The following is a 14,633-nucleotide window of genomic DNA, read 5'->3' as shown; positions in this document are numbered from 1 at the left end:
ATCCGGCGCCGCATCAGCCACGCCGTAAAAATTAACCGTGTTTCTTCTTCGCGAAAATGACTCGCGCCAGAATGTTCAGCAGCAGTACGCACAGGGTAATAATCAGTACCCCGGCCCAGGCCAGTTGCTGCCACTCAGCAAACGGGCTCATCGCAAACTTAAAGATAGTGACCGGCAGGTTGGCGATAGGCTGCATCATGTCAGTGCTCCAGAACTGGTTGGAGAGCGACGTAAACAGCAGCGGAGCCGTTTCACCTGCGATACGAGCAATTGCTAACAGAACACCTGTAATGATCCCCGAGACAGATGCCTTCAGGGTGATCGCAGAAATCATCTTCCATTTCGGCGTACCCAGTGCATAGGCGGCTTCACGCAGACTATCTGGCACCAGCTTGAGCATGTTCTCTGTGGTACGAATAACAATGGGCACCTGCAGCAGCGCCAGCGCGATCACGCCCGCCCAGCCGGAGAAATGCTCCATTTTTGCTACCACGATGGTGTAAACGAACAGACCGACCACGATGGATGGCGCAGAAAGCAGGATGTCATTGATAAAGCGGATGACCTCAGCCAGCCAGGACTTACGCCCATACTCCGCCAGGTAGATACCCGCCATAATGCCGAGCGGGGTACCAAACACGGTCGCCCACAGAATCAACAGACCGCTACCGGCCAGGGCGTTCGCCAGACCACCACCCGCCGTATTCGGCGGCGGCGTCATTTCGGTGAACAGCGCCAGCGACATACCATCAATACCGCGGGTGATCGTGGACATCAGGATCCAAATGAGCCAGAACAGACCGAACGCCATGGTCGCCATAGAGAGCGTCAGCGCGATGCGATTCTTCAGACGGCGACGTGCCTGCATTTTACGGCGGGATTCCGCAAGCTGAGCGGTGTTTTGCATTTCAAGCGTAGCCATTAGCGTGCCCCCTCGTTCTTCGCAAGGCGCATGATCATGAACTTAGACGCAGCCAGCACGATGAAGGTGATCACAAACAGAATCAGACCCAGCTCCATCAACGCGGCAACGTGCAGCCCAGATTCCGCTTCGGCAAATTCATTCGCCAGCGCAGAGGTAATACTGTTGCCCGGCATGTACAGCGAGGCACTGTCGAGCTGGTAGGTGTTACCGATGATAAAGGTCACCGCCATGGTTTCACCCAGTGCGCGGCCCAGCCCCAGCATCACGCCGCCGATCACGCCATTTTTGGTGAACGGCAGGACGATGCGCCAGATAACTTCCCAGGTGGTACAACCGATGCCGTAGGCCGACTCTTTCATCAGTACCGGCGTTTGTTCGAACACATCACGCATAACCGCCGCAATGTACGGGATGATCATGATGGCGAGGATCACGCCAGCCGCCAGAATACCGATACCAAAAGCCGGGCCGGAGAACAGTGCACCAACAAACGGAATGTTGGAAAGGATGTTTCCGACCGGCTCCTGGAAATAAGTCGCAAACAGCGGGGCAAAGATAAACAGCCCCCACATGCCGTACACGATACTCGGAATTGCCGCCAGCAGTTCAATAGCGATGCCCAGCGGGCGACGCAGCCAGCCAGGTGCAAGTTCAGTCAGGAACAGCGCAATGCCGAAACTCACCGGAACGGCAATCAGCAGTGCAATAAGTGAGGTAACCAGCGTACCGTAAATCGGTACTAAGGCACCGTAGATATCGTTTGGCGCATCCCAGTCTTTGGTCCACAGAAAGGAGAAACCAAATTTCTGAATGCTTGGCCAGGAGGAGATAACCAGAGAGACAATAATGCCACCCAACATCAATAGCACAATCAGCGCAGCCAGTCTTACCAGCGCGCTGAAGATCATGTCACCCTTTTTACCCGGTGGGTTAAAAGCAGGCTTGGTTGCAGCCATAAATCACTCTTTAAGTTAAACGCGTTTACGAAGTTGCCCATGCCGGATGGCGCTACGCTTATCCGGCCTACAAAGCGGGCCTACAGTCGAAACCGTAGGGCGGATAAGCGTAGCGCCATCCGCCAACTCGTTAAAGATATTCTATTAGTACAGCGCTTTACCGCTGCTGTCTTTCACGTTGGTCTTCCATGCAGCACGAACCTGCTCAACCACGCTGTCCGGCAGGCTGGCGTAATCCAGGTCGTTAGCCTGTTTGCCGCCATTTTTGTACGCCCAGTCGAAGAACTTCAGCACTTCTGCGCTCTGCTCTGGTTTCTTCGACTCTTTATGGACCAGGATGAAGGTGGTGGAAGTGATTGGCCACGCGTCGTCACCTTTCTGGTTAGTCAGATCCTGAGCGAAAGTTTTGCTCCAGTCAGCGCCTTTTGCGGCGTTAGCAAAGCTCTCTTCTGTCGGGCTTACCGGTTTGCCATCAGCAGAGACCAGCTTGGTGTACGCCAGGTTGTTCTGCTTAGCGTAAGCGTACTCAACGTAACCGATAGAACCCGGCAGACGCTGTACGAACGCAGCGATACCGTCGTTACCTTTACCGCCCAGACCGGTCGGCCAGTTCACAGTAGAGCCGGAACCAATTTTAGATTTCCACTCTTCGTTTACTTTTGCCAGGTAGCTGGTGAAAACGAAGGAAGTACCGGAACCGTCAGCGCGACGCACAACGGCGATATTCTGTGAAGGCAGCTTCAGACCCGGGTTCAGTTTGGTGATGGCTTCATCATCCCACTTCTTAATTTTACCGAGGTAGATGTCACCCAGCGTTTTACCGTCCAGCACCAGCTCGCCGGATTTCAGGCCCGGGATATTCACAGCCAGCACTACGCCACCGATCACGGTCGGGAACTGGAACAGACCTTCTTGCGCCAGTTTTTCGTCAGACAGCGGTGCATCAGAAGCGCCGAAATCAACGGTATTGGCCGTAATTTGTTTTACACCACCGGAGGAGCCGATACCCTGGTAGTTTACTTTGCTACCGGTCTCTTTCTGATAGGTATCTGCCCATTTGGCATACACTGGCGCAGGGAAGGTTGCACCTGCACCTGTCAGGCTCGCTGCTGCAAACGCAGAGAACGCGCTCATGGATAAGGTCGCGGCGACAACAGTTGCGACAGTGGTACGCATAACTTTCATAATGTCTCCTGCACGGTTTTCGTAAATCGTTGTTTGAGTTGCTACTGTGAGCAAAATAGGACAAACAGGTGACAGTTAAATGTACGAAATATGACAGTTTTATGACAGCAACAACATAAAATATAACGCATTGAAAAATAACAAAAATAAATCAATTAGCTTTCATTTTTTTGTCATAAAATTTTTGATGCGTTGGGATTCGGATGGTAAATATGACAACGGCTGTCATAAACAGCCGTTGCCTGAGGAGGATTAGTTTTTAATTTCCATGATGATCGTAGCATTGGCGCTAAAGGTACCGGGCTTTGGCCTGGCACCGGTGGCGCTACCGGGTGCGGCAGAGAAATTGAACTCGCCATCTTCTTCACCCAAACGCGAACGTTTTCCCATATCTGTTTCCATGCGCCCGCCGTTCACATCAACTTCTTTATCGTATTCATCATAAATCTTGATTCCAACATCGTCGTTTGATGTCTGTAACATTGTGGGCGATGTCGCCGTCTGCGTCGCATGTAGCGAAACTTCAACATCTTGCCCAGCCGCCATTCCCGTACATTTAACCGATGCCTTTATCGGAATTTTACGGCTGGTAATCGCCGCACCCGGCGTCGATGAAAATTCGGAGGCGGGTATTTTTTCAAAATTGACTTCAATCACTTGCCCTCCATTAACTTCACACTCCTGTGGAGCGGTAATATCCCCCTGGATATAGACATCGGCTAACGGAGTAGGACTATCTGCACCAGTGGCGTTCGTTTTACCATACAAAGAAGCCATTAACATAGTTGGAATTGTCATTTTGCCAATAAATGGTTCCTTGACATAAAAATAAACAATCGCATCTGATCCACTATCAAAATTCGCTATTTTTTTATTATTGGTACATGTATTTTTACCATCAGGATTGTTAGGTTGATTGGAAAAAGGAACATTAATATAACCTCTACCAAGAATAGCTATGGAGATCCCTACATCCAAATACTCATTAAGATTATAATATTGTATATTACTCCGAACCCCTGATTTATCTAACGAGGGATTTTCCACGGCAGTATAATAAACATAGTTAAAATTGTTGGTGCAGTAGCAAAACCCATGATATTTATCATCATTATCAACATGCTGCTCAAATGTTTGCCCACTTTTATTTTGAGTTGCACTAATTGTTTTATTTGGGAATGTTAATATACTATGATGCGTCCCACCATCAGCCTCACAATAAAAATCGGCGGCTAATAGATTTTTGCAAAAAATAGCGGACGTTATAAATATAAAACAGATAACCAGTCTCAAATTAATATCCTTTTTATTTGCAGCCAACTTTAACCTGAATCAGTTCATTATTTTTCGGTTCAGGAAAATGGTAATGTGCAGAACAGGTGCCCAGATTACCCGTAATCGTAAAATGACCTTCTGCCGGCATTCCGGATAAATAAAGCTCACCATTATCACCCACAATCCCAGTTACCGTGCCGGACTCCAAATCCGCCGAGGCCATAGCGCCAAATGGCGCGGGTTTACCATCTGGCATCGCTACCGTAAACAGCACACGATAGCCGACATGGGTGACAAACGTCGCCTTCACCACTGCGCCGCGCGTCGGTACCAGGTTAACCACGGTATTTTCCAGTTCGACATTAGCGCGCGAGAAATAATTACTGTTGATCGCCACCCTGTTTTCATCATACGGATTCATTTGCGTTTTTACCGTATAGCCTCGCCAGTCGGTGGATACGCCGGTGGCGTTCTCCACAGAGAGGCCATCTGCCCCCGGCGCTTCAACCAGCGCCACCGTTTCTCCTAGCTCTTGCGAAAAAGTAATGCCGCCGCTGTGAACCAAAATACCGCCCCTAACTCCGTAGTTAAGGCGCTGTGAATCCTGACTATAGGCATAGCTGCCGTTGACAGATCCATAAGTACCGTCGTAATTCAGGCTGGCATTACTGCTATAGCTGTCTTCTGGATTGCTAACCCATGACTCCTGGACGTTATAGGCAAGGTTATGTCCTTCCAGTGCGGTACCGCCCAATCCAACCTGCATCGTGCTGTCATTATGGTTATTTTGCGTCAGCGAATAGTTGACGTAGCTGTTTTCCAGCCAACCAGAGAGCGGAACCGAAACCGACAGCATAAAAATATGCTCATGATCGTTCTCATCATCATAAGACTGACTGCTTCCATAACGATTGACAGAATCGGTGTAGTTCCAGGAAACGTTCCACGAAATACGCCGCCAGGTGTTGGCATAACCAAACTGAACCAATTTCTCGACGTCATCCGTTTTCCAGTACTGCTGTCGACTCAACGTCAGATAAATATTACCGTAGCCCCGGGCAAAAGATTGCGACCACGTCCCTTCAATACGGCTACGTCGGTTACCAGTCATCCAGAAATCTTCATCATTATTCTGCCGGGATGCCCATTCATTGAGCGTGTAGTACCCCTCAGTGGAATAACGGTATCCAACCAGACGGAAATTCGTATCGGTTTCATCGAACCGCTTAGAATAGAGAAAGCGATAAGATTGCCCGGTTTCATCGTCACCATCGTCAAAGTTGGCATGCGCGTGAGTCACATCCAATGACAGCGCGCCGAGCGAGCCCATATCCTTACCCATCCCCATCGCCGCAGATGCATAATCATCCGTGACCTGTGTACCGCCATACAGCGTCAGCCCCCACGGCAAACCATGGAGAACCTGAGCCTGTAGCACATTGGGCGTAAAGCCGCTCTCATCGCGTATTTCACCGACGCTAATGTCCACATCGGTTTGCCCTTCACGTTTCAGAATGGCAAGCGAGGCATACGGCTGGGTAAAGCGCTGCTCGCTGCCATCCTCCTCTTTGATGATCACATCCAGATCGCCGCCGCCGCTGGTGGTGTTAAGATCGGTGATCTCAAAAGCCCCTTGCGGTACAGCAGACTGATAAATAACGTAATTATTCTGCCGGATAATCACCGTCGCGTTGCTTTTAGCGATACCACGAACTATTGGCGCAAAGCCATTCTGGCTGGATGGCAACATATCGTCGTCGGTATACAACCGTGCCCCACGGATTTGCGTGCTGTCAAAAACATCACTCGCCGTCCAGGTATCACCCAGCATAATCTGGCTACGAAGCGCAGCAATATCTCGCTGAACGTAGCTACTGATAGAGTGATATTCAGTACTAGTTTCCGTCGAGTTTAGCGTACTGTAGTTACGCAACCGCCAGGCACCTATGTTCAGGCCATTACGTAAATTCAGGTAATAACTGTCCTCATCAGAGGAATCATAATTGGATTTTAGCGTGTGCGAACCAGAGAAATCATAGTTGATCATCAGCGCATTAATCCCCTGATCCCAACGGGACGGACTAATATAATCATACGCCGAACTATCCAGATAAATTTGTGGTATGGATATATTTAACGCCAATTTATTAGCATCGAAAAACCAGGAAGATCCCTCAATTAATGGAACAGGATTTATGCAAGCACTATCATCAATATTATTAAGTGCCTTAACCGCATCAACTTTTATGCCATAGGAAGACAAAACATCTTTTACGGTAATAAAGCAAGGATGAAGTTCACCCTCTGGTGAATCCTGAATAAATTTAATATCCTGCCGTTCAAAAAAACGACCGTTAATCACCACATCAACTTTATAATTACCAGGAGGAAGAGTATTGGAACGGTTAAACTGGCGGATATCAATATTGACAGGATGATCGATTTCCAGAAGGTTCGGGTTAAATAAAGTATCCTGTGCCCTGCTCTGAAAAGCAGCGCTCAGGAATACACCAGAAACCAATACGATACAGTAACGCGAATCAATCATCGTGACATCCTTATCGGGTAACTAAAGCGCCTGTTTGATAGGATCGCTGATCGCACCGTAATCGTTAATGAATTTCCATACCAACGAACGCCCAGCAGCCCCTTCAGGAATGTCCAGGGCTATCGTTTCAAACGGCTTAATCATATTTAAGGTGATATCTTTTCCGTCAACAATTACGCTCATCACATTGATATGAATAGGCGTTGGATTATTCACCATCAGTTTATTTCCCTGACGCTGCCAGGATACTTTGGCTACTGCCTTTTCCGGCGTAATGGTTATCGACGCGGGACGCCAGAAAAGCTTAATTCGTGTTTTAATAGCAATTTCAAGAGAGCTCCCCTCTTTTTTATTCGTTGACGGGGGAATATTTTTAACATTAAACCAAAAAACAGATTCACGATCGGTAGGAAGATTACCCTCTGTTTTAATAATACGTAATATTTTTTCTTGCCCAGCCTCGAGTCGCGACACAGGAGGAATCGTCGTAAAGGGCGGTTTGCTCTTATCATTTTTGTCAAATGGATCGACCCACGACTGAATTAAATAAGGGAGTTTAGATTCTTTATTATAAATAGATATCGTTGCATCGGGTGCATTACCTGGAAAAATAACTCATGTGCCTCCAACAACGATACCTGAAAAAGACACCGATGAATAAAATGAAAAGACCATAAACAGAACTATTTTAAAATAATGACCAGGCATACATGTATCCAGAAATAAAAAGACGCTCGCTATAACAAAGAAAAAGGAATAGCACAATAACGAGCGCCATTTAATTAACAATGAATATTCAATTGAAACGAATGACTCTTTGTATTACTTCACATATTCAACGGTGAACTGGGAATCGGCGTTAGCGGTACCGGCAGTCACTGTCGCAGAAGTGGCAATATAACGAGCAACAAACTGCATAGACGCTTTAGTCGCAACAATCGGGGTTTCAGCTGATTTTGTATACAGCTTAACCTGAGAGTTATCAGCTTTGTTATAGATACGGATCGCAACACCTGTTGCGGTAATCGGTGCAGGTTCAGTTCCTGTATAATCACCCGGAGTCGTCGTATTCAGCGGATCGCCAATAGCCAGGTCGCCATTACCGTCGGCGGCTTCTGTGCCATCGAAGCGAACGCCCGCTTTGGTATATGTATCCGGGCATTTCTCCAGGTCAATATGGAAAGCCGTCGGCGCGGCGGTAGAACCTGCACCGGTGAATGCAGTACGGTTTACTTTACCTAAGTCGACACTCTGATCTTTGGTATCTGCGGTCACTTCACACGTACTGTCAATCACTTCACCACGAAAGTGGACGGTACCATCAGAAGCAAATACCTGGCTTGCCATAATCGTAGAAGAAAGCACCAACGCACCCGTAATTAAATTTAGTTTCATTTTATCCCTTTATATATTAAATTATCTTAACGTTTTATTTTCACAGATAAAAAATAAAACAAATATCCTTTACATCGGGATAGATAATACTCCTTAAAATATATAAACAGCAAATTACAAAATCTGTAAAACAGAAATAATCAGGTTTACAGATTTCATTAACTAATAATACAAGCATATACATTAATTATTAATATAACAATTACCTCACATTTTATATATCAGAATTTAAATTTTCAGAATTCACCCATAAAAAAGTGCAAAAAAAACACAATCAGCTCAATCTACAAGCTAACATCATTATTATTTATATGATTTAAATATAATTACAAACAGGTGATTAATCTATAATTAAAATACTATTTAGAATATTTGTAAATGCAAATAAAAAAGGTTGCTGTATTGCTACAGCAACCCTTAATAGCTTTGTACTAAGTATTATTCTACGGTAACTGACTTCGCCAGGTTACGCGGCTGATCGACGTCGGTGCCTTTAATCAGTGCCACATGATACGCCAGCAGCTGCAGCGGAACGGTGTAGAAGATCGGTGCAATCACCTCTTCCACATGCGGCATCTCGATGATGTGCATGTTTTCGCTGCTGGTAAAGCCAGCATCCTGGTCAGCAAAGACGTACAGCTGACCGCCACGGGCGCGAACTTCTTCAATGTTGGATTTCAGTTTTTCCAACAATTCGTTGTTCGGCGCAACCACGATAACTGGCATATCGGCATCAATCAGCGCCAGCGGACCGTGTTTCAGTTCACCTGCGGCATAAGCTTCAGCGTGAATATAAGAGATCTCTTTCAGCTTCAGCGCGCCTTCCAGCGCAATTGGATACTGATCGCCACGGCCAAGGAACAGCGCATGATGTTTGTCAGAGAAACCTTCTGCCAGAGCGGCAATGCGTTTGTCCTGAGACAACATCTGCTCAATACGACTCGGCAGCGCCTGCAGACCGTGAACGATCTCCTGCTCAATAGACGCATCAAGGCCTTTCAGACGGGACAGTTTCGCCACCAGCATCAGCAGAACGGTCAGCTGAGTGGTAAATGCCTTCGTGGAGGCCACACCGATTTCGGTACCGGCATTGGTCATCATCGCCAGGTCAGATTCACGCACCAGAGAGGAGCCCGGAACGTTACAGATAGCCAGCGATCCCAGATAGCCCAGCTCTTTAGATAAGCGCAGGCCCGCCAGGGTATCCGCCGTTTCACCAGACTGAGAAAGGGTAATCATCAGGCTGTTACGGCGCACGGCGGATTTGCGATAGCGGAATTCGGAAGCGATTTCGACATCACAAGGAATACCCGCCAGCGATTCAAACCAGTAGCGGGACACCATACCGGAGTTGTAAGACGTACCGCAGGCGATAATCTGGATATGCTCAACCTGAGACAGCAGCTCGTTGGCACGCGATCCCAGCTCGCTTAAATCCACTTCACCGTGGCTAATGCGCCCGGTCAGCGTATTTTTAATCGCGTTCGGCTGTTCGTAGATCTCTTTCTGCATGTAGTGGCGATAAATACCTTTTTCGCCCGCGTCATACTGCAGATTCGATTCGATATCCTGACGTTTCACTTCTGCGCCAGACTTGTCGAAAATAGAGACAGAACGACGAGTCACTTCCGCGATGTCACCCTCTTCCAGGAAGATGAAGCGACGGGTTACCGGCAGCAGCGCCAGCTGATCGGAAGCGATGAAGTTTTCGCCCATACCCAGACCAATCACCAGCGGGCTACCAGAACGGGCCGCCAGCAGGGTTTCCGGATTACGGGTATCCATGATCACCGTGCCGTAGGCACCACGTAGTTGGGGAATAGTACGCAGCACGGCTTCACGCAGCGTACCACCCTGTTCCAGCTCCCAGTGCACCAGGTGAGCAATCACTTCGGTGTCGGTTTCAGAAACAAAGGTATAGCCACGCGTTTTCAACAGCTCACGCAGTGGTTCATGGTTTTCAATGATGCCGTTATGCACCACAACAATGTGTTCAGAAACATGAGGATGCGCGTTCGCTTCTGAAGGTTCACCGTGTGTCGCCCAACGGGTATGAGCGATACCTGTACCACCATGCAACGGATGTTCTTCCGCAGCAGCAGTCAGCATCTGCACTTTACCCAGACGACGCAGACGGGTCATGTTACCTTCAGCATCGACGACGGCCAGACCAGCAGAGTCATAACCACGATATTCCAGACGACGTAAACCTTCGAGAAGGATTTCAGCTACATCACGCTGCGCGATAGCGCCAACAATTCCACACATATTTTTTGATTCCGAATTTAGGCATTATGCCTGTCGTTGTCGCTGACCTGTATTTGCCCATTTCGGGCGCCCCGAGCCTTGTAGAGAGTGGGGTTATTTTTATGGTACTGCTTGTTGAGCGGAGGATTATGTTATCCCCTCATCTCTTGTGTGCCTGATGGCGCTTACGCTTATAAGGCCTACAGAACGTCACCGCACGTAGGCCGCCATCCGGCAAAAATCACTTACTTCTTCTTCACCGGACGCTGCCAGCCCTGTTTATGGACCTGAGGTACACGGCTTAATACCAGTTCGTTATCGGCGACATTACGCGTTACGGTGGTTCCGGCGGCAATCGTCGCACCTTTACCCACGGTGACAGGCGCCACCAGCTGAGTATCAGACCCCACAAACACATCATCACCAATAATGGTTTTAAACTTATTGGCGCCATCGTAGTTGCAGGTAATCGTACCCGCGCCGATATTCACGTTATCGCCAATCTCCGCATCACCCAGGTAGGTCAAATGACCGGCTTTGGAGCCTTTACCCAGACGCGCTTTTTTCATTTCGACAAAGTTACCCACGTGCGCGCCTTCCTGCAGCTCAGCCCCCGGGCGCAGACGTGCGAATGGACCAATGGTGCAAGCGGCTTCCAGATGCGCATCTTCCACCACACTGTATGGGCTAAGCTCGCAACCCTCACCAATCACGCTGTTTTTGATGATGCAACCGGCGCCAATCTTGACGCGAGCCCCAACGGTTACGTTACCTTCAATGATAACGTTAGTATCAATTTCAACATCGCGCCCGTGAATAAGCGTACCGCGAAGATCAAAACGTGCCGGATCGCGCAACATCACGCCCGCCAGCAGCAGTTTTTCTGCCTGCTCGGACTGATAAACACGTTCCAGACGGGATAGCTGAAGACGGTTATTCACCCCTTCAGTTTCGCTAATGCGTGCCGGATGTACTGCAGCAATTTCACGTCCTTCCTTATACGCCATCGCGATGATATCGGTGATGTAGTATTCACCCTGCACGTTGTTGTTGGTCAGTTTAGACAGCCAACGCTTCATGTCAGCACCGTTGGCAATCAGGATACCAGTGTTTATTTCCTGGATTTGACGCTGCTCGTCGGTGGCATCTTTATGCTCAACGATACCCGTGACATTGCCGTTATCGCGGGTAATTCGGCCATAACCGGTTGGGTCATCAAGTTTTACCGTTAGCAAGCCAATGCCGCCCTGCGGTTTGGCTTCACGCAGGCGACGTAAGGTATCGGTAGAGATCAGCGGCACATCGCCATAGAGCATTAAAATGTCTTCATCATCACCAAAGAATGGCGCCGCCTGCTGCATTGCATGGCCGGTACCCAACTGTTCCGCCTGCAGAACCCAGTTCAGATTGCCATCTTTCAGCGTCTGCTTGAGCAAATCACCACCGTGCCCGTAGACCAGATGTACGTGAGTCGCACCTAATTCATTAGCAGCATCAATGACATGCTGAACCATCGGTTTTCCTGCGAGGGTATGCAGCACTTTAGGGAGATCGGAATACATACGCGTGCCTTTGCCTGCGGCAAGGATCACGACGCTCATAGCATTATTCAACATACACATCCTGACTGTAATTTGAGAACGAATTTATACCGTTTCACATTGAAAATACTACATTTTTTTCAGCGTGAAATGGACCGAAGATAAAACGTTCAACAGGGGTAATTCCCCATCTGATAACTCACTATTTTCGTCTAAATCAGTATCTTTTGTCTGCCAAAAACCTGGGGACTGCTCTTATTAAAGCCTTAGGTTAATGTTTTTGCTATTTTTTTACCGCATGAATAAAGAGTTACACATGCAAAGCCCGATTTTATTTATGTGATTCAGTGAGAAACCGAAAATGCGTACGTGAAATAAAAAGTTGAGGGAGAAGAGTAGGGGGAGGGAATTTATAACAACAAGTGGCGCTGACTGATAAACCATATCCAGCATCGCGCCACAGGACAGGCAGGTAAAGTCTAAAAGCTCATATTGCTGAACATGGCGATGATTTTATTGAGTAATTTCATGTTGGCATCTCTTTTTATCTGATTTTATTATGTGACACACATCACATAAAAAGAGTCTACGCCGCATTTTTTAGCCAATCAATATTTTTATGATCTAAATCACAAAACAGCTTTCAATTTAAATGTTCTTGCAGCAAAAGCAAAAAAAAGCCAGCCTGGAAACCAGACTGGCCTTTATGCTTTTCAAGCCGGTGTTACATCGCTTTTTTGGTCAACTCGATAACGCGCAGTTTCGCGATCGCTTTGGCCAGTTCCGCAGATGCCTGAGCGTAATCCACGTCACCATGAGAGCTCTTGATGTGCTCTTCAGCCTTACGCTTCGCTTCCAGGGCTCTCGCTTCATCGAGATCCTGTCCGCGAATCGCGGTATCAGCCAGAACGGTCACGCTGCCAGGCTGCACTTCGAGAATGCCGCCGGACAGGTAGATAAACTCTTCATGACCGAACTGTTTAACGATGCGGATCATACCAGGCTTAATGGCGGTGAGCAGCGGTGCGTGACCCGGGAAAATACCCAGTTCACCTTCACTACCCGTTACCTGGATTTTCTCGACCAGACCAGAGAACATTTGTTGCTCTGCGCTGACGACGTCCAGGTGGTAAGTCATTGCCATATCACCCTCCGATTAAGGCGTTAAAGTTTTTTGGCTTTTTCCACGGCTTCGTCGATAGAACCAACCATGTAGAACGCCTGCTCTGGCAGGTGGTCGTATTCGCCTTCCATGATGCCTTTAAAGCCACGGATGGTGTCTTTCAGGGAAACGTATTTGCCCGGAGAACCGGTGAATACTTCCGCAACGAAGAACGGCTGGGACAGGAAGCGCTGAATCTTACGTGCGCGTGCTACCACCAGTTTATCTTCTTCAGACAGTTCATCCATACCCAGGATGGCGATGATGTCTTTCAGTTCCTGATAACGCTGCAGCAAGGACTGTACGCCACGCGCGGTGTCGTAGTGTTCCTGACCAACAACCAGCGGATCCAGCTGACGGCTGGTAGAGTCCAGCGGGTCAACTGCCGGGTAGATACCCAGAGATGCGATCTGACGGCTCAGTACCACGGTTGCATCCAAGTGAGCAAAGGTGGTTGCTGGGGATGGGTCAGTCAAGTCATCCGCAGGTACGTATACCGCCTGAACGGAGGTGATAGAACCGGTTTTGGTGGAGGTGATACGTTCCTGCAGAACACCCATCTCTTCCGCCAGGGTCGGCTGGTAGCCTACCGCTGATGGCATACGACCCAGCAGTGCAGATACTTCTGTACCGGCCAGGGTGTAACGATAGATGTTATCAACGAACAGCAGAACGTCACGACCTTCGTCACGGAACTTCTCAGCCATGGTCAGACCGGTCAGCGCAACACGCAGACGGTTTCCCGGCGGCTCGTTCATCTGGCCATATACCAGGGATACTTTGTCCAGAACGTTGGAGTCGGTCATTTCGTGGTAGAAGTCGTTACCCTCACGAGTACGTTCACCTACGCCCGCAAACACGGAGTAACCGGAGTGTTCGATCGCGATGTTACGGATCAGCTCCATCATGTTTACGGTTTTACCTACACCCGCACCACCGAACAGACCAACTTTACCGCCCTTAGCAAACGGACACATCAGGTCGATAACTTTGATACCGGTTTCCAGCAGTTCCTGAGAGCTTGACAGCTCTTCGTAGGAAGGTGCTGCACGGTGGATAGCCCAACGCTCTTCTTCACCGATATCGCCTTTCATGTCGATCGGGTGACCCAGAACGTTCATGATACGACCCAGCGTTGCTTTACCTACCGGGACTTCGATCGGGTGCTCGAGGTCTTTAACTTCCAGACCACGACGCAGACCGTCAGAAGAACCCATGGCGATGGTACGTACGATACCGCCGCCGAGCTGCTGCTGAACTTCCAGCACCAGGCTCTCTTTACCATTCATAACCTCAAGAGCATCGTACACGCGCGGTACGGCATCCTGAGGGAATTCGACGTCAACCACGGCGCCGATTACCTGGACAATTTTTCCAGTAGCCATCTTGAATCCTCTAC

10 protein-coding genes and 1 pseudogene are annotated in these 14,633 nt (G+C 48.6%); all 11 read right to left on the bottom strand.

The features are described from left to right. Positions 1 to 31: 31 nt before the first annotated feature. The 11 genes and pseudogenes from pstA to atpD all read right to left on the bottom strand — a co-directional run bounded on the left by pstA (position 32) and on the right by atpD (position 14,619). Positions 32 to 922: a phosphate ABC transporter permease PstA gene (pstA, locus tag OGV98_RS22710; protein ID WP_003023819.1), complete on the bottom strand. Its 891-nt coding sequence runs from the start codon at positions 920 to 922 to the stop codon at positions 32 to 34. Continuing rightward, on the bottom strand, positions 922 to 1,881 hold the full coding sequence (gene pstC / locus OGV98_RS22705) for a phosphate ABC transporter permease PstC (protein ID WP_003023817.1): 960 nt from the start codon (positions 1,879 to 1,881) through the stop codon (positions 922 to 924). Before pstC ends, pstA begins: the two co-directional genes overlap by 1 nt. Positions 1,882 to 2,025: 144 nt before the next feature. Beyond that, positions 2,026 to 3,066 (bottom strand): phosphate ABC transporter substrate-binding protein PstS, encoded by a 1,041-nt coding sequence (gene pstS / locus OGV98_RS22700; RefSeq protein ID WP_003023814.1) that lies wholly within the window; start codon positions 3,064 to 3,066, stop codon positions 2,026 to 2,028. A 252-nt stretch (positions 3,067 to 3,318) separates the two neighbouring features. After that, positions 3,319 to 4,386 carry a fimbrial protein gene (locus OGV98_RS22695; protein ID WP_171862775.1) on the bottom strand — a complete coding sequence of 356 codons (1,068 nt, stop codon included), beginning with the start codon at positions 4,384 to 4,386 and terminating at the stop codon, positions 3,319 to 3,321. Beyond that, entirely contained in the window at positions 4,373 to 6,889 is a 2,517-nt protein-coding gene (locus tag OGV98_RS22690; protein WP_130715322.1) for a fimbria/pilus outer membrane usher protein, read from the bottom strand. Before OGV98_RS22690 ends, OGV98_RS22695 begins: the two co-directional genes overlap by 14 nt. Before the next feature lie 21 nt (positions 6,890 to 6,910). Further along, positions 6,911 to 7,564 (bottom strand): annotated as a pseudogene (locus OGV98_RS22685) (fimbrial chaperone). A 147-nt stretch (positions 7,565 to 7,711) separates the two neighbouring features. Next, positions 7,712 to 8,284: a chaperone-usher fimbrial major subunit gene (locus OGV98_RS22680; protein ID WP_044714273.1), complete on the bottom strand. Its 573-nt coding sequence runs from the start codon at positions 8,282 to 8,284 to the stop codon at positions 7,712 to 7,714. 438 nt (positions 8,285 to 8,722) lie between these two features. Next, positions 8,723 to 10,552 carry a glutamine--fructose-6-phosphate transaminase (isomerizing) gene (gene glmS, locus OGV98_RS22675; RefSeq protein WP_003023813.1) on the bottom strand — a complete coding sequence of 610 codons (1,830 nt, stop codon included), beginning with the start codon at positions 10,550 to 10,552 and terminating at the stop codon, positions 8,723 to 8,725. Positions 10,553 to 10,776: 224 nt separating this feature from the next. Further along, positions 10,777 to 12,147 (bottom strand): bifunctional UDP-N-acetylglucosamine diphosphorylase/glucosamine-1-phosphate N-acetyltransferase GlmU, encoded by a 1,371-nt coding sequence (glmU, locus tag OGV98_RS22670; RefSeq protein WP_202580895.1) that lies wholly within the window; start codon positions 12,145 to 12,147, stop codon positions 10,777 to 10,779. A 649-nt stretch (positions 12,148 to 12,796) separates the two neighbouring features. Next, positions 12,797 to 13,216, bottom strand: a complete 420-nt coding sequence (locus OGV98_RS22665; RefSeq protein WP_003023809.1) for a F0F1 ATP synthase subunit epsilon — start codon at positions 13,214 to 13,216, stop codon at positions 12,797 to 12,799. Positions 13,217 to 13,236: 20 nt separating this feature from the next. Further along, positions 13,237 to 14,619, bottom strand: a complete 1,383-nt coding sequence (atpD, locus tag OGV98_RS22660) for a F0F1 ATP synthase subunit beta (protein WP_003023806.1) — start codon at positions 14,617 to 14,619, stop codon at positions 13,237 to 13,239. Positions 14,620 to 14,633: the final 14 nt, after the last annotated feature.

The organism is Citrobacter sp. Cf136 (genome assembly GCF_030333815.1).
Lineage (GTDB): Bacteria > Pseudomonadota > Gammaproteobacteria > Enterobacterales > Enterobacteriaceae > Citrobacter > Citrobacter freundii.
This window is presented reverse-complemented; position numbering and strand designations above follow the sequence as displayed.